General features: G+C 73.0%; 9 protein-coding genes, 1 pseudogene and 2 CRISPR repeat arrays. Of the genes and pseudogenes, 3 read left to right on the top strand and 7 right to left on the bottom strand.

Annotation, left to right across the window (positions count from 1 at the left end; translation table 11 throughout):
- Positions 1-89: 89 nt before the first annotated feature.
- Positions 90-1,511, bottom strand: coding sequence for a CRISPR-associated endonuclease Cas3'' (locus RM572_RS28185; RefSeq protein ID WP_311676210.1), 1,422 nt, complete (start codon positions 1,509-1,511; stop codon positions 90-92).
- Between the two features lie 132 nt (positions 1,512-1,643).
- Positions 1,644-3,979: direct repeats of the CRISPR family, unit length 29 nt; unit sequence GTGGTCCCCGCGCGAGCGGGGGTGTCCCG.
- A 91-nt stretch (positions 3,980-4,070) separates the two neighbouring features.
- Positions 4,071-5,135: direct repeats of the CRISPR family, unit length 29 nt; unit sequence GTGGTCCCCGCGCGAGCGGGGGTGTCCCG.
- Positions 5,136-5,198: 63 nt separating this feature from the next.
- Between RM572_RS28185 and RM572_RS28180 the strand changes: the two genes are divergently transcribed.
- A complete protein-coding gene (locus RM572_RS28180; RefSeq protein WP_311676209.1) occupies positions 5,199-5,333 on the top strand; it encodes a hypothetical protein in 135 nt (44 codons plus the stop codon).
- 578 nt (positions 5,334-5,911) lie between these two features.
- Here the strand turns inward: RM572_RS28180 and RM572_RS28175 are convergent.
- On the bottom strand, positions 5,912-8,068 hold the full coding sequence (locus RM572_RS28175; protein WP_311676208.1) for a RecQ family ATP-dependent DNA helicase: 2,157 nt from the start codon (positions 8,066-8,068) through the stop codon (positions 5,912-5,914).
- 196 nt (positions 8,069-8,264) lie between these two features.
- Here RM572_RS28175 and RM572_RS28170 point away from each other — a divergent pair.
- A pseudogene (locus RM572_RS28170) lies at positions 8,265-10,073 on the top strand (helicase-related protein); the annotation flags it as partial.
- A gap of 144 nt (positions 10,074-10,217) precedes the next feature.
- Positions 10,218-10,901, top strand: a complete 684-nt coding sequence (locus RM572_RS28165; protein WP_311676207.1) for a hypothetical protein — start codon at positions 10,218-10,220, stop codon at positions 10,899-10,901.
- Between the two features lie 88 nt (positions 10,902-10,989).
- Here RM572_RS28165 and RM572_RS28160 read toward each other — a convergent pair whose 3' ends face one another.
- The 5 genes from RM572_RS28160 to RM572_RS28140 all read right to left on the bottom strand — a co-directional run bounded on the left by RM572_RS28160 (position 10,990) and on the right by RM572_RS28140 (position 16,361).
- Positions 10,990-11,394, bottom strand: coding sequence for a hypothetical protein (locus tag RM572_RS28160; protein WP_311676206.1), 405 nt, complete (start codon positions 11,392-11,394; stop codon positions 10,990-10,992).
- A 339-nt stretch (positions 11,395-11,733) separates the two neighbouring features.
- A complete protein-coding gene (locus tag RM572_RS28155) occupies positions 11,734-12,411 on the bottom strand; it encodes a ribonuclease HII (protein WP_311676205.1) in 678 nt (225 codons plus the stop codon).
- 209 nt (positions 12,412-12,620) lie between these two features.
- Complete coding sequence (locus RM572_RS28150) at positions 12,621-14,498, bottom strand: DUF4153 domain-containing protein (RefSeq protein WP_311676204.1); 1,878 nt, start codon at positions 14,496-14,498, stop codon at positions 12,621-12,623.
- Positions 14,499-14,668: 170 nt separating this feature from the next.
- Positions 14,669-15,676, bottom strand: coding sequence for an ADP-ribosylglycohydrolase family protein (locus tag RM572_RS28145; RefSeq protein ID WP_311676203.1), 1,008 nt, complete (start codon positions 15,674-15,676; stop codon positions 14,669-14,671).
- Positions 15,677-15,752: 76 nt separating this feature from the next.
- Positions 15,753-16,361 (bottom strand): YdbC family protein, encoded by a 609-nt coding sequence (locus RM572_RS28140; protein ID WP_311676202.1) that lies wholly within the window; start codon positions 16,359-16,361, stop codon positions 15,753-15,755.
- Positions 16,362-16,510 lie beyond the last annotated feature (149 nt).

Below are 16,510 nucleotides of genomic sequence, written 5' to 3'. Positions count from 1 at the left end.
TAGTTCGGGCGGACCTCCGCGACCATGCGGACCGCACGCTCACGAAGCTCGGGAGGGTAGGGGGACGGACGGGTCATGACTCGATCCTCTCAGGGAATCGAGCCTCCATCAGACCCGGAACGGTTCATCCCCGACAGGCCCAGGTGCCGCAGTGCGTTCCGCTTGAGCGGCAGCACGCCCATCAGGGCCTGATCGATCGTGCCGACAGCCAGTGGCGCCAGGATGCCCCGCCCGCGACTGCGCAGCCAGCGCCCCGCCTCGACGGAAACCCGTGCGTCCCGCCCGGCACCCGCTTCGCAGTCGGACAGCACACGCGGCTCAGGGACATCCGCGGCCCTATCAGGCTGCGGCTCGGTATAGGGAAGGTGCAGATCGGCCGCACCGTGCAACAGGGTCAGCTGGGCCGGGTCCAGCAGGTTCTGCTTCGCGAACGCCACGAGCCTGCCGTACATCTGGTTCGCTGTGGCCTGAGTGGGCAGGGCGAAGAACAGCCCAGTGCTTCCGCAGGCCGTTCCCATCAGCGACGCGGCGTACAACGCCGTCTCCGTCTTGCCGTCTCCAGTCGGCGCCGTCACCAGCAGGATTCCCGGCTCTTGCAGGCTAATGCCGGACAGACCTTCTGCCACGCTCAGTTGCAGGGGGTAGGGCGATTGGATGCCGGGAAACAGGTCACGGAACCCGCCTGTCTTGAAAGCTGCCTGTCCCAGGCCGGCGTCCTCCAGCAAAGTGGACGCCATGCGTTCCGCGTTGCGCGCGTGGAGGCGCAGTGAGGGGAAAGAGCCGAAGTTCCTCTGCGTCTCAATCACCTTCTGCTGTGCTTCGATCACGTGCTCCTGACTGGCGATCCAGTCGGAGACAATCACCGCCCCCGTGACCACGGCCGCTGTGATCGGCGACATCGCACGGCAGTCCGGCACCGTGGGGCGCCCCAGCACCTCGTACAGAGCCTCGGTGTGCTGCTGACGCTGCTCCGCCCATGTGCCGGAGCCGAGCTCGGGCATACGGGCCAGCGGGGCATGTAGATCCCGCGGGTCGCTGTCCGATGGATACCGCCCATGGTGGCCGCCCAGGATCTGGGCCACTTGCACTGACAAGAGCTTTGCCAGACGCCCCCCTGAGGTGGGGTAGCCGAGCTGGGTCAGCAGTTGTGGCAGGGCCGCGTGAGTTGCGCTCTCGTGGCGCGTTCTACCGGCCTTGGCATCGCCCTGCCGGTCGTGTGCGTAACCCGCCTCAGTGAGGAAGCCGCAGTGAGCGGACCTCCCCTTGAGGATCATGTCCTGAAACTGCGGCATGATCTTTCCCAGGTCGTGCAGTCCTGTCCAGAACATGACGGCCCGTTTCGCCTCTGACGGATCCGAACCCAAGGCCGTGGCGATCCGCCTGCGCTGCCTTTCAGACAACACGTGGTCCCATACCGCTCCACACACCATCGCCGAGTCGATGAGGTGCCCAATGACGGGGTACGGCTCGACCAGTCCCTCGGATTTCCCGCACAGTCGCACATCGACCACGCCGCGCCCTCCCAAATGCGTTTCGTCAGCGACGGGAACTCCATCACACGCCTCTGACACCATGGGACGGTGATGACGATGCTCAGTGGTCAAGGAATGGCAAAGCCCCACTAACACCACAGGTCAGGAAGTGTGGTCCCCGCGCGAGTGGGGGTGTCCCGTGGCGCAGGGTGTGGGCGCTCATCACGACGCCGTGGTCCCCGCGCGAGCGGGGGTGTCCCGATCCTGAGCGTTTCGAGGCTGCCGCCGCCCTCGTGGTCCCCGCGCGAGCGGGGGTGTCCCGGTCACCGCCGACACCGCCGCGCCACACCTGGTGTGGTCCCCGCGCGAGCGGGGGTGTCCCGACGATCAACGGGAGGGGACGCAGCCATGGCGTGTGGTCCCCGCGCGAGCGGGGGTGTCCCGTCCGTACGTGCGCCCGGCCGCGTCTTCCGCTGGTGGTCCCCGCGCGAGCGGGGGTGTCCCGGCATCGTGGGTCACGTGCAGATCGTCCCGCTGGTGGTCCCCGCGCGAGCGGGGGTGTCCCGCGCGACGTCGTCCCAACGGGAGGCGCTGTGAGGTGGTCCCCGCGCGAGCGGGGGTGTCCCGGATTTCAACGAGCGCATCGAGCACGCGGTCGGGTGGTCCCCGCGCGAGCGGGGGTGTCCCGTAGGCGGCGGCGCCGGGAGTGGAGTAGTAGTCGTGGTCCCCGCGCGAGCGGGGGTGTCCCGGTGGAGGTGGAGGCGGGCGGCACGATCGAGGAGTGGTCCCCGCGCGAGCGGGGGTGTCCCGTTGCCGCGGAAGACGGCGGTGCGGGTGAAGGCGTGGTCCCCGCGCGAGCGGGGGTGTCCCGCCGTGACACCACCGGCCCGCCGCCACGCAGTCGTGGTCCCCGCGCGAGCGGGGGTGTCCCGGCCCTCGGTGCCGGATTCGACCAGGAACGCGGGTGGTCCCCGCGCGAGCGGGGGTGTCCCGCCCGCTGGTCCGGGCACGCGCTGCTGCGGATGGTGGTCCCCGCGCGAGCGGGGGTGTCCCGTCGCGGACCTCCTGGCGCAGCCGCTCGTGCTTGTGGTCCCCGCGCGAGCGGGGGTGTCCCGCCGTTGTACTTGTCCGCGTTCTCTACGGATTCGTGGTCCCCGCGCGAGCGGGGGTGTCCCGGCGACGTCCATCATCAGCTTGTCGCCGTCCACGTGGTCCCCGCGCGAGCGGGGGTGTCCCGACCCGGACGGTCGCGATCTGGAACGGCATCGTGTGGTCCCCGCGCGAGCGGGGGTGTCCCGCCGTGCGGGTGGTGCCCAACGCGGCCGCTGTGGTGGTCCCCGCGCGAGCGGGGGTGTCCCGGACGAACGCGAATTCGGCGGCTACGGCTGGGGGTGGTCCCCGCGCGAGCGGGGGTGTCCCGCTGTTCTGCCACTCCTCGCGTTCGGATGTGTGGTGGTCCCCGCGCGAGCGGGGGTGTCCCGACTTCCTCGCCGCATCCGAGGGATGCAGTTCAGTGGTCCCCGCGCGAGCGGGGGTGTCCCGTCCCTGCCGCCGGTGTCGACGTAGCCGCGGAAGTGGTCCCCGCGCGAGCGGGGGTGTCCCGTCGGAGCGCACGCGGTGCGAGGTACGCATTCAGTGGTCCCCGCGCGAGCGGGGGTGTCCCGCAGCAGCCGAAGCAGGAACTGAGGCAGCCGAAGTGGTCCCCGCGCGAGCGGGGGTGTCCCGCCGGTGCTGCCGGAGTTCGTGCCGTGGCGGGCGTGGTCCCCGCGCGAGCGGGGGTGTCCCGGACGATCCGGTGACGCGCTGGGTCGGCCTGGAGTGGTCCCCGCGCGAGCGGGGGTGTCCCGCGCGAGAGATCGGCCTTGACGGAAGTCCTGGCGTGGTCCCCGCGCGAGCGGGGGTGTCCCGTCGTGCGCGGTGGTCTGCTTCGCGGTGTGGTGGTGGTCCCCGCGCGAGCGGGGGTGTCCCGCCGGGAGACGATCACCGTCAGCGCCGGCAGCAGTGGTCCCCGCGCGAGCGGGGGTGTCCCGCCATCGGGTCTCCAGACGAGAAACGCCCCGGCGTGGTCCCCGCGCGAGCGGGGGTGTCCCGCCGCTGCACAACCGTCATGCCGTGGTCCCCGCGCGAGCGGGGGTGTCCCGGTAGGTGAGTACGGCGAGGACGCGGCGGTGTCGTGGTCCCCGCGCGAGCGGGGGTGTCCCGGTGGGGATCGTCGTCCCGCCGACCTTCCAGCCGTGGTCCCCGCGCGAGCGGGGGTGTCCCGCCGTGGATGGAGCCGGCGAACACCTCGGAGCAGTGGTCCCCGCGCGAGCGGGGGTGTCCCGATCAAACTCTGCTCTCGGCCCGCCACTTGCAAGTGGTCCCCGCGCGAGCGGGGGTGTCCCGTCCTCTTCGGCACAGACGGACGACAGATCGAGGTGGTCCCCGCGCGAGCGGGGGTGTCCCGCCGGTGTCCGGCCCCCAGGTGTCCTCGTACGCGTGGTCCCCGCGCGAGCGGGGGTGTCCCGGCGAAGTCGTCCGTCCTGTACGACCTTTGACGGTGGTCCCCGCGCGAGCGGGGTGTCCCGCTAGGGCAGGAGCTGCCCCAGGCTGGGGCAGGGTGGTCCCCGCGCGAGCGGGGGTGTCCCGCCGGGCGCCGACGCCCTGCTGTGCCTGATCGCGTGGTCCCCGCGCGAGCGGGGGTGTCCCGACGTCGTTCGCGACCTCGCCGGACAGTCCCAGGTGGTCCCCGCGCGAGCGGGGGTGTCCCGCCGTGCCCACGGTGCGGCTGACCCTCATGGCCGTGGTCCCCGCGCGAGCGGAGGTGTCCCGGCGGAGCGCAAGCGCCGCCGCGAGGCGGAGAGGTGGTTCCCCGCGCGAGCGGGGGTGTCCCGATGACGGCGTCCCAGCCGGTGACGTCCAGGGTGTGGTCCCCGCGCGAGCGGGGGTGTCCCGCAGCAGACGTACGACGGCCGCGGCTGCGACTGGTGGTATCCGCGCGAGCGGGGGTGTCCCGGCCGGCCTGTTCGCCGTCGACTGCCCGGACCGTGGTCCCCGCGCGAGCGGGGGTGTCCCGAACAAGGCCAAGGGAACGGGTTGGGAGACTCGGTGGTCCCCGCGCGAGCGGGGGTGTCCCGTCCTCACGTGGGCAGTGCGGCCCCGCACCGCGGTGGTCCCCGCGCGATCGGGGGTGTCCCGGCGATGACGACCGTCGGCGATTTCGTGGCGGGGTGGTCCCCGCGCGAGCGGGGGTGTCCCGTCCCGCCGCTGTCGTACCGGGAGCTCTCGCAGTGGTCCCCGCGCGAGCGGGGGTGTCCCGATGGGAGCGACGGGGCGCCGGGCAATCCCGGTGTGGTCCCCGCGCGAGCGGGGTGTCCCGGAGCTGGCGAACGCCATCGCCCCGCGCATGATGTGGTCCCCGCGCGAGCGGGGGTGTCCCGGAGTACGACGGCAGTGTGGGGGCCCCGAACGCGTGGTCCCCGCGCGAGCGGGGGTGTCCCGTGACGGGGGCGGATCGAGAGTGAACCGCTTCGGTCGTCCCCGCGCGAGCGGGGGTGTCCCGGAGAAGGAACCCCACCCGCTGTGCCTGACCGTGTGGTCCCCGCGCGAGCGGGGGTGTCCCGTTCACCGGCGTCGGCCTCGTCCGCGTCACCGGGTGGTCCCCGCGCGAGCGGGGGTGTCCCGCACGCGGAGCGGGCGCTGGCGCGTCGCTGGCGGTGGATCCTGCTGGGCTGCTTCCTGGTCGCGTTGGCGGGCGGGGTGCTGCTGGCGCTGTCGCAGGTGCGGCAGGCGCAGGCGACCGCGGAAGAGCTGGCCGCGGAGGCGGACCGGCGCGGCGAGGCCGTGTCCACGCTCGCGGGAGACGTGCGCACGCTCCGGTAGCGGATCACCGCGTCGGGCGAGACGCCGGCCGTGCCGGACCCCGCCGCCGCAGTGCCGGACTTACCGGAGCGGGTGGAGGTGCCGGTACCGATCCCCGGCCCGCCCGGCCCGGAGGGACCCCCGCGGGCGCCCCGGGGCGCCCGGGAAGCCAGCGCCGACCGTCACCCCCGAGCTCGGGGAGGACGGCCAGGGCGGCGCCGACTCCACCGCGCCGGGACCACGCAGCCCTCGAGGAGAGCCCGGCGCGGACTCCACTGTCCCCGGCCCACGCGGCGAACAGGGGCCGCGCGGCGAGGCCGGCCCGGCCTGCCCGGACGGGTACAGCCTCCAGGCCCCGGCGTGGGACCCCGGATGCACTGGTGTGCCGACGCGACGGCGCCCCCAACCCCGAACCCTCCGACGGCGGCGGCCTGCTGGACCTCACGCTGGCCGCGCTGGACCCGCACACCCTTACCGTGGGTGTTCGCAGGAGCCGACTGGTGACAGGCCCTTACTGCGGCCGTTCCTACCCCCGCGAGCGGCCTGTCTCCCTCCAGTTGAGCTGAGACCGCCGTCCCCTCGCACTGGCTACGGGCATCTCAAGCTGCTGCGAGGACGAGCGGCAAAACCTGATCGCTGTCCGCTCGGCGTAGGAGACGGGCAGCAACGGCGAGAGTCCAGCCGGAGTCCGTGTAGTCATCCACGAGCAGGACAGGGCCCTGAGCCTCGCTCAGCGCATCAGCCAACCCAGGCGGAACGGAGAAGGCGGCGGACAGCGCGCGGAGGCGTTGAGCCGAATTGCTGCGATGCGCAACGTGCCCACTGTTCGCCTCGGTGAACGCCAACGTGCCCAGGAACGGCAGACGCCCGACGGAAGCGACCCCTTGAGCCAGAGAGTCCACCAGCTGCGGACGAGAAGCGGACGGTACCGCCACGACACCCACCGGGCGAGCGACAGCCTCGGGAGCGCCAGACCCCCAACCCTCCGGAGATCGCGCCCAATCCGCGAGCACCGCCACCGCGGCCCGCAAGACATCCTCCGGCACAGGCCCATCAGCAGCGCCCTCAGCCAACAGGGGACGCAAACGGTTGCCCCAGCCGATGTCCGACAGCCTCCCCAGAGCCCGCCCCGCAGAGCACTGCTCCCCCACCGGAATCCGCCCCTTGAGATCGACGCCCAAGGCAGCCATACCCGTCGGCCACATACGACGCGGCGCAACCTCCACACCCGGACGGTCCAACTCCTTCACCGCCCCGGACAACGACTCCGCCGAGACAGAAAGAGACGCCCACGCACCAGAACAGTTGTCACAACGACCACAGGGCACAGCACCCTCATCGTCGAGCTGCCGCCGCAAGAACTCCATCCGACACCCGGACGTACCCACATAGTCCCGCATGGCCTGCTGCTCGGCCGCACGTTGTCTGGCAACCCACGCGTACCGCTCCGAGTCGTACACCCACGGCTCCCCCGTGGAAACCCAGCCCCCCTTCACGCGCCTCACCGCACCGTCCACGTCAAGGACCTTCAGCATGATCTCCAGGCGAGTACGCCTGAGGTCGACCAGTGCCTCCAACGCCGGCACGGACAGCGGCTTTCCCGCGTCAGCCAATGCCGACAATGTCGCGCGCACCTGCGACTCCGCCGGGAAGGCGGTATCCGCGAAGTACCGCCAGATCGCCTCATCCTCCCGACCCGGCAACAACAGCACATCAGCGTGATCCACACCGCGCCCCGCACGGCCAACCTGCTGGTAGTAGGCAATCGGTGACGACGGCGAACCGAGATGCACCACGAACCCCAAGTCAGGCTTGTCGAACCCCATGCCCAAAGCCGACGTCGCCACCAACGCCTTCACCCGGTTCTCCAGCAGATCCCCCTCGGCCTGCAACCGCTCGGCGTTCTCCGTGCGCCCCGAATACGACGCCACACGAAAACCACGCTGCCGCAGAAAAGCAGTGGCCTCCTCAGCCGCCGCCACCGTCAACGCATAAACGATGCCCGAACCAGGCAGCTCATCCAGATGCTCCGCCAACCACGCCAAACGGTGCGCGGCATCCGGCAGCTCCACCACACCCAAGCGCAAACTTTCTCGATCAAGCGGGCCGCGAAGCACCAGGGCCTCCCCCGCCCCGGTGCCCAACTGCTCCGCCACGTCAGCAGTCACCCGCGCATTGGCAGTGGCAGTCGTGGCAAGCACCGGTACTCCGAAACGCAGCTCCGCCAGCATTGCCCGCAGCCGACGGTAGTCCGGCCGGAAGTCGTGACCCCAGTCGGAGATGCAGTGCGCTTCGTCGACGACCAGCAACCCAGTCGTAGCCGCGAGCTTGGGCAACACCTGGTCACGAAAATCGACCGAGTTAAGGCGCTCAGGACTTACGAGAAGAACGTCGAGTTCTCCACGCTCCACCTCCTCGTAAGTGGAGCTCCACTCCTCAGGATTGGCTGAGTTGATCGTCCGAGCCCGGATGCCGGCACGCTCCGCCGATTCGACCTGGTTACGCATCAGAGCAAGCAGCGGCGAGACGATCACCGTGGGCCCCGAACCACGCCGACGCAGCAGAGCCGTAGCCACGAAATACACAGCAGACTTACCCCACCCGGTCCGCTGCACCACCAGTGCACGCCGACGGTCCTCCACCAGGGCCGCCACGGCCTGCCACTGGTCCTCCCGCAGGCGAGCCGAGCCTCCCGGGTCACCCACCAGGTCGGCCAGGACGGCGTCAGCTTCATCGCGCAGCTCGAGGTTGCTCATGCCCCTATGCAACCCGACGACCAGGCACCCGGGCTACCTCGCTCGTAGTCACATCACCTCTACGGAGCGTGGAACCAGTCGTGTCGTCGCGCCATCCCGGCGCCTGGCTTCGACCAGTCCCAAGCGCCGGTTCACAACATCTATGCAGGTCAGGGCTCTAGCCTTGCTTGGAATGCAAATGCCCTCCGGTTTCCGTAGCCCGGAGCGGCTGAACAACCCCGACTTCCGCGACGAGGTGCTGCCCCGGCTGGCCGCTACCACCGGCCTGCTGGTGGTGGACGAGGCGCACTGCATCTCCGACTGGGGCCACGACTTCCGCCCGGACTACCGCCGGCTGCGCAGCCTGCTGACCGACCTCCCGCCCGGCGTCCCCGTTCTGGCGACGACCGCGACGGCCAACGCCCGGGTGACGGCGGACGTCGCCGACCAGCTCGGCACCGGCGGCACCGAGCAGGATCCGGAGGGCGGGGCGGCGCTGGTGCTGCGCGGTCCGCTGGACCGGGAGAGCCTGAGCCTCTCGGTGCTGCACCTGCCCGACGCGGCGCACCGGCTGGCGTGGCTCGCGGAGCAGCTGGACGAGCTGCCGGGTTCGGGCATCGTCTACACGCTGACCGTCGCGGCCGCCGAGGAGGTCAGCGCCCACCTGCGGCAGAGCGGTCACACGGTCGCCTCCTACACCGGACGCACCGAGAACGCCGACCGGGAGGCTGCGGAAAGGGACCTCCTGGAGAACAGGGTGAAGGCGCTGGTCGCCACCTCGGCGCTGGGGATGGGCTTCGACAAGCCGGACCTCGGCTTCGTGGTGCACCTCGGCTCCCCCGCCTCCCCGATCGCCTACTACCAGCAGGTGGGGCGGGCGGGCCGCGGAGTCCGGCACGCCGAGGTGCTGCTGCTTCCCGGACGGGAGGACGAGGCGATCTGGCGGTACTTCGCCTCCCTCGCCTTCCCTCCCGAGGAGCAAGTGCGCAGGACCCTGGAGGTGCTGGCGGAAGCAGGGCGCCCGCTGTCGCTTCCGGCCCTCGAGCCGCAGGTGGAACTGCGCCGGTCACGTCTGGAGACCATGCTCAAGGTGCTCGACGTCGACGGCGCGGTGCGCCGGGTCAAGGGCGGCTGGGAGTGGACGGGCGCCCCGTGGACGTACGACGCCGAGCGGTACGCGTGGATCGCGCGGCAGCGCGAGGCCGAGCAGTCGGCCATGCGTGCCTACGCCACCACCGGCGACTGCCGGATGGAATTCCTGCGGCGCGAGCTGGACGACGAGGAGGCGGCGCCGTGCGGTCGCTGTGACAACTGCCGCGGCGAGCCCCGGTTCTCGGAGAAGGTGTCCCCGGAGGCGATGGACGCCGCGCGGGCGGCGCTGGGGCGCCCCGGTGTTCGGGTCGAACCGCGCCGGATGTGGCCCACCGGCCTGTCGGCCGTCGGCATGGACCTCAAGGGACGCATCCCCGCGGGTGAACAGGCCGCCCCCGGACGGGCGCTGGGCCGCCTCTCCGACATCGGCTGGGGCAACCGGCTGCGGCCGATGCTCGCTCCGGGTGGCGGAGACGGCCCGGTCCCGAAGGACGTGCTGGAAGCGGTGGTGACGGTGCTGGCCGACTGGGCGCGCGGCCAGGACGGCTGGGCTTCCGGGAACGAAGGGGCGCCCGCTCGACCGGCCGGAGTGGTGACCATGGCCTCACGGGGGAGGCCGGCTCTGGTGGCGTCGCTGGGCCGGCGCATCGCGGAGATCGGCCGGATGCCGTTGCTGGGAGCCGTGGAGTACACGGAGGGCTTCGCCGAGCACGGCCAGGTGCCGCGGAGCAACAGCGCGCAGCGGCTCCGGGCGCTGGACGGAGCGCTGCACCTCCCCCCGGAAGTGGCGTCCGCGGTCGCGGCGGCTGACGGTCCGGTCCTGCTCGTCGACGACTACACCGAGACGGGGTGGACGCTGGCGGTCGCCGCGCGGATGCTGCGCGGTGCGGGAGCGAAGGGGGTGCTGCCGCTGGTGCTCGCGGTACAGGGCTGACCAGCGCGGGCATCCCGGTCGGCAGGCGAGGACCGGGTGGTGCGACAGGGCTTCGGGCATTGCCGCGACCGGCCCGGGCGGCGAGAATCGACACGGACCCGCAGCAGTGCCGGGCGGGTTGCGCGCGCCGTCCAAGGGGGAGATGTGAGTCTCGGTTTCGCGACGCCGCCTCCGACCGACGCCGTGTCCCGCCTGAGCCGCAGTCTGGAGCCCTCGGAGTGGGCCGCGTTGGGCGTGCCCCTGCTGCGCAGCCCCCGGGAGGTGGTCGGCGGTCTGCACGAACGCCACCTGCCGGCGCCGGGAACGGCGGTGCTCGCCGTGTTCGGGCCCGATGAACGGCTGGTGGCCAGCGCGTCCTTCGTCCGGTCGACCGATCGGCCGGACGGCTGGGAGTTCCGCAACGCGCTGCTCGGGCAGCTGCGCCGGATCGTGCCGCACGACCTGCGCCGTCGCACTCCGGTGCGCACGGCCGCACTGCTGTTCTGCCGCGGCGGCGGATCGGACTGGAGCGAGGTGGACGGCGCCTGGATGTGGGGGCTGCGCGACGCCTGCACCCTGCACGGCCTGCGCTGCGGGGCGTACATCGTGCTCACGCCCGCCGGATGGCAGGTGCTGGGCGAGGGGAGGAAAGGGCGGCGCCCGCGCTCCCCGGAGCCCTCGGAGGGCGCACCTGCGGAACTGCCGCAGGTGACGCCCACGCCGGACCGGCCGGTGAGCGCCCCGCGAACCCCGGTCGAGGCGACGCGCCCCCCGCACGTGGCCGGAGGGCCGGCGGCCCTGAGCCCGTCGAACGGCTTCGCCCCCGGCGGTCGCACCGGGCACAGCTGACCGCGACGGAAACGGGCGCGGGGCTCGGCACCGCCCTGAGCGGGCCGCCCACCCGACCCGGGGAGGGCTCGGCGCCCGCAGGCAGGGTTCAGAGCAGGGTGCCGAGCCGCTGCGGGTCGCCGCACACCACCAGGCGTTCACCGGCCTTGTCCAGCGCTGCGGGCAGCGATCGGGCGACGTCGGCGTCCGTACCGCCGTTGACGGCGAGCACGACGACGGGCCGGGAAGCGACCCGGGCGAGCGCGGAGACGTGTGCGCAGAACACGTCGTCGCCCTCGGCCTGTTGACGCCAGTACGCGTCCTCGCCGAAGGACGTCTCGTGCTCGGCCCACGGGTGCGGGCCGCCGGTGGTGAGGACGAGGACGGCGCCCGGCGCCTGGCCGCCGTCGAGGAGGCGGTCGACGGCCTCGTCGGCGGCGTCGACGGCGGTGGCGTCGGTCGCTTCGACGAGCTGGATGTCGGCGGCGGTACGCGGCGGCGCGGCGGCGGGCACGGCGGGCTTCGGCGGGGCGGGTGGCCGCACCGGCGGCTGGGCCGGGGACGTACCCGCACCGCGGGCGTTGCCGGGCCGGCCGGGGCCGGGCGCGGGCCGGTTGGTCCGGTCCGCACGCGGCGGCGCGGGACGCGGGGTGGTCCGGGGTCCGGGAAGGGGAACAGAAGGTCGGGAAGCCTGCGGAGTCCGGGTGGTTCCCACGCCGCCTTCGCGGCCGGGGACACGCTCGTGAATCTGTGGCTCCTCAGGGGAGAGAGGCATGGGGTGTTGTCTATCAAACTCCGCGGCCGTACGCGTCGGCGGGGGCGACCGCGACACGGACGCGCGGGCCGGGGACGGTCAGAAGAGGCCGATCTGCTCGACCGGTTCGGTGCGGATCTTCTTCAGGTGCTGCCAGCGCCGAAGCCCGTCCATGTAGGCCCAGGACAGCCGGTGGTACGGGGTCGGGCCGAACTCCTCCAGCGCCGCACGGTGCACGGGGGAGGGGTACCCGGCGTTGTCGGCGAAGGCGAAGTCCGCGTGGGATTCTCCGAGTTCGGCCATCATCGCGTCCCGTCGGACCTTCGCCAGGACGGAGGCCGCCGCCACGGCGACACAGGACTGGTCGCCCTTGATGACCGTGCGGACCCGCCAGGGCCGCCCCAGGTAGTCGTGCTTGCCGTCGAGGATCACCGCGTCCGGACGCATCGGCAGCCCTTCGAGTGCGCGGACGGCGGCCGTACGGAGGGCTGCGGTCATCCCCCACGCGTCGATCTCCTCCGGCGAGGAGTGACCCAGGCTGTGCGCGGTGACCCAGCCGCCGAGTTCGCGGGCCAGTTGCTCCCGCCGCCGCGGGGTGAGGAGTTTGGAGTCGGTGAGTCCCTCGGGAGGCCGCCGCAGGCCGGTGACGGCGGCGCACACGGTGACGGGTCCGGCCCACGCGCCGCGACCGACCTCGTCGACCCCGGCGACCACCTTCGCTCCGGTGGTGGCGCGCAGGGAGCGCTCGACGCGGTGGGTGGGCGGTTCGTACGGCATGGCGGGAGCAAGCGTAGCGGCCTGCTCCGCCACGGGTTCGACCGGCTCCGGACGGTGCACGGAAGGGCCTCCGCTGCGGGCGTCGTTCGGTCGGCGGTGTGCCGGTGCTCCCCGGTACCGCCCTCCTCATTGTCGCGCCCCGTGGTGAAACGGAACAAGCCGTCCCGGCGTGCACGGGCGCGGCCCGCGCACGCCGGGCCGTTACGCGTTCAGTAGCTCCGGTGGCCGTCGTAGGCGCCCGCTGAGGCGCAGGCGTCGCGGTTCTCGGCGACGGGCCGCTGCGCCAGGATCTCGCGGGCGCGTGCCTCGCCGAGACTCGTCGCGTACCAGGGCTCGCCCTCGTCCGCCGCGACCCCGCGCGCGATGTCGCCGAGGGCGCAGGAGCGGAGCGGTTCGGGAAGGCGGTCCAGGGCGGGTACGGCGTCGGCGGAGAGGTTGCGCAGGTAGAGCAGGTCGATCTTGCCCGTCCGCTCGTGGCGGGCGAGGTTCTGTTCGGCCACCAGGCGGTCCGGGGAGATCAGCCCGAAGACCAGTACGCCGAGCGCGGCGGAGGCGGTGACCGCACGCGGCACCCAGGTGGCGCCGCGTCGGCCGAGGACGCCGAGTCCTCCGGCAATCATGATCATCACGATGACGAGTCCGAGCCAGAGTTCGACACCGGCAACCGAGAGGCGCAGCCGCGTCAGCCCGTAGGCGTCGACGTACAGATCCATCCGGCGCAGGGCGGAGAGCACCACGACCAGGGTGAGCGCGCACAGCGTGCCGAGCACCGCCCGCACCAGGGTGGCGTCCCGCCGACGGCCGCGCGGCGCCCACCGCAGCGCGAGCGCGATCACCACCAGGGTGAGGAGGGTGGCGCAGAGCAGTTGCCAGAATCCCTGCCGCGCGTACTCGGCGTAGGTCAGGCCGGTTTCCCGGAGCACGCGGTCGTAGCCGCCGAAGAGCACGGTGAGCTGCACCGTGTTGAACACCGCGAACAGGACGTCGAGCACGATGAGCGGCAGCGCCCACTCCACCCGGCCGCGCCCCTTCCCCGGCTTGACGTCGATCCGGTCCCAGCGGCGGGGTGCGGCGGCCGTACGGGCGGCTGCGAGCGCGGTGACGATGCCGAGCAGCAGGAAGAACGAGCGCAACGGGCCGTCCGCGACGGAGGCGTCCGGGACCAGGCTGTTGAGCAGGTCGGCGAAGGCGGCGTCGGCCCCGGCGAAGAGCGCGCCGAACACCACCAGGAGTCCGACGGCGATCAGGCCGGTGCGGACCACCGGCCCCCAGCGGTGCCGGGTGTTCCGGGCCCGCTCCCGGGCGCCCTTCCACGCCCACGTCACGCCGCCGGGCACGGCGGCGGGCAGCCAGAAGGGGCTGATCAGCGCCGCCGCCCAGCTGCGTCCGCCCTGAAGGGCGAAGGAGCCCACCGCGAGGGCGGCGAGCACGGCGAGCGTGCTGGGCCAGGCGGCGTCACGCAGCGCCGGCACGGCGAGCAGGGCCAGGCACCCGGCGGCCCACAGCAGCGTCCACGGCCGAGGCCTGCGGCCGGCGGTCCGGGCCGCGAAGTGGGCGGCGAGCGCGGCCGGGAGCGCGGCGAGCAGCAGGTTGATGCCGAGGCCCTCGCCGAGCAGCAGTGAGGCGGCGACTCCGGCTCCGAGCGCGGCCCAGCCGGTGGCCGCACGCAGGGGCGCGGGCGGGTTGTCGGGACGCGAAGCCACGACCCAGGCCGGCGGCGGTGCCGGCCGGGGCGGCTGGTACGCGTAGTGCGGCGGCTGCGGGTGGGGCGCCATCCCGCCGGGAACGCCGCGGCCGTCGTGCGGTCCCGGAGCGGCTTCCCCGTGCTGCGGAGGTTTCCGCAGGTCCGGCCCTGGACCGGGCTCGCCGCCGGCCGGCGGGCGGCCGGCCGACGGGCCCGCTGGGTGATGCCGCTGGTCCGGCACGGTGGGCCCGGCCCCGGTCCCGGCCTTCCCGCGGGCCCGGCCGGCCCCTTCTCCCCGGCGCTCCTCCGCGCGCTCCTCCGGAACGCCCCGCTCGGCCACCGTGTCCGGCTCGGCTCTTCGTCCGCGCTCTTCCGTGGATTCCTCACCCGGCTGCTCGACCATGCGTCTCCTCCCCCGGCCGCCCGAAGCCACGGTGCGGCCCTCAGTGCGGCAACGCTAGTTCCACGCCGGGATGTTGCACGTCGCGGGCTGCCTCTGTGACCAGGCGGTGACGTGGGCCCGGACGGACGGGCGTCCCTGTGACGGCCCCGTGACGTGCGGCCCTACAACCCTCAGACGAGGGCGGGCATCCAGCTCGGCAGCACCTCGGTACGCCGGGTCCAGGGCTCCGGTGGTGCGCCGCCCGCACTCACGGCCACGACGCCCCCCACGATCGCCCCCGTGGTGTCGACGTCACCGCCTGCCTGCAGGGTGTTCCACAACGCCTCCTCGAACGCCCCGAGATGACGCGCGGCAGCCCAGAGCGCGAAGGGCACGGTGTCGTGCGCGCTGGTACGGCGTCCGCAGCCCAGGACCGCGGCGACGGTGGCCACGTCGTCGAAGTCGAGCATGTCCTTCGCCCTGCGCAGACCGGCGTGCACCGCGCTGCGCGGCACGACGTCCAGGACCCGGTCGAGCAGCCGGGCGCCGGCCTCCGCCCCGCCGGCCTCGGCGTGGTCCGGCCGGCCGGCCGGGCCCGCCGCTGCCTGGACGCGGGCCTCCGGGTCCGCGTCCCGCGCGACGAGCGCCGCCGCCACCGCGACGGCGATCGCTCCGGCCACCGCCTCGGGGTGCCGGTGGGTGACGACGGCGGACAGCTCTGCCTGTTCGGCGGCGCGTTCGGGAGCGTCGGCGAACCATGCTCCGAGCGGCGCGACCCGCATGGCGGCGCCGTTTCCCCAGGAGCCCTGACCGTCGAAGAGCTCCGAGGACAGCTGCCGCCAGTCGGCGTCCTCCTGCCTGATCCGCCGGAGCATGCGGTTCACCGCGGGTCCGTAGCCCCGGTCGAAGTCGTGGTGCGTCGCGAAGGCGGCGGCCAGCGCGTCCTGGTCGATTTCGCCGTGTTCGGCCAGGACGAGCAGCACCGAGCAGGCCATCTCGGTGTCGTCGGTCCACTGCCACGGGTCCGGCGGCAGCGCGCGGCGCCGTAGCAGGCCGAGGTGGGCGGGGACGAAGAACTGGGATCCCAGGGCGTCGCCGACGGCGAGCCCGTGCAGGCCGGCGACGGCGCGCAACGCGCGGCGGCGCCGCGCGACGGCGTCCCGGTCGGGCCGGACGGGGCGGGAAGGATCGTCGGTCATGGTGTGCCGACTCTAGCCGTGGCGGTGTTGCCGCCCCAGGGGGCGAACGGCACGCGCCCGCCCGGTCACCGGGTCCTCACACCGTCCACGAGGGCTCGAGGTCGATCACGTCCCCGGCGATCGCGGTCACGTCGGCGCCGATCTGCGCCCGCAGGGCGAGCCGTTCGACCCGTTCCGTGCGGTACTTGCCGTGCTCGGCGGCGGAGTCCCACATCGACAGGACGAGGAACTCGTTGTGGGGATCGGCCTGTCCGAAGAGTCCGCGGAGCATGCCGGGCGATCCCGCCATCGCCGGGTTCCACACCTTCTCCTGCATCAGGGTGAAGTGCTCGACGCGGTCGTCCCGTACCCGGCAGTGGGCGACGCGGAGCAGGTCGGCATCGGTGAAGACCGGCGAGAAGCCGGTCTTGACGTCGAAGCGGTACTCGAAGAGCCGGACGCGCATGTCCTTGTAGGTGCCGACCTGGGAGGCGTGCAACCGGTCGTGGGAGCGGGCCATGAAGGAGTCGTAGAAGGCCCGGCTCTCCCAGAAGCCGAAGAGGTGCGCGACGCCGCTGCGGGCACGGCTCCAACCGCCGCCCTGCCCGCGGAAGCCGGGTTCCCCGAGCAGCCCCGCCCATTTCCGCTGTCCCCGCTCGAACCCGCGACGGTCCACGACGGTGCAGCGCATCCACTTGACCAGCACCGCGCCATCGTACGGCCAAGTGGGTGAGCGCCTGGGGCATCGACCCGCGAACGCCGGCGGGGAACGCCCGCGCGAACGCCGCCGCGCACGTGCGGCCCGGTGCACGGGGGAGGGAGCAGACGCGGGCGCGGTCCCACCCCCGCCCGCGT

This window comes from Streptomyces hazeniae (assembly GCF_031845485.1).
Taxonomy (GTDB): domain Bacteria; phylum Actinomycetota; class Actinomycetes; order Streptomycetales; family Streptomycetaceae; genus Streptomyces; species Streptomyces hazeniae.
Note: the sequence above shows the minus strand (reverse complement) of the source record. Positions and strands in the feature narration are given on the sequence as shown.

What these genes read in the sequence shown, in the direction of transcription:
- RM572_RS28175 (WP_311676208.1), bottom strand. Translation starts at nt 8,068, where the DNA reads ATGAGCAACCTCGAGCTGCGCGATGAAGCTGACGCCGTCCTGGCCGAC.
- RM572_RS28155 (WP_311676205.1), bottom strand. Translation starts at nt 12,411, where the DNA reads ATGCCGTACGAACCGCCCACCCACCGCGTCGAGCGCTCCCTGCGCGCC.
- RM572_RS28150 (WP_311676204.1), bottom strand. Translation starts at nt 14,498, where the DNA reads ATGGTCGAGCAGCCGGGTGAGGAATCCACGGAAGAGCGCGGACGAAGA.
- RM572_RS28145 (WP_311676203.1), bottom strand. Translation starts at nt 15,676, where the DNA reads ATGACCGACGATCCTTCCCGCCCCGTCCGGCCCGACCGGGACGCCGTC.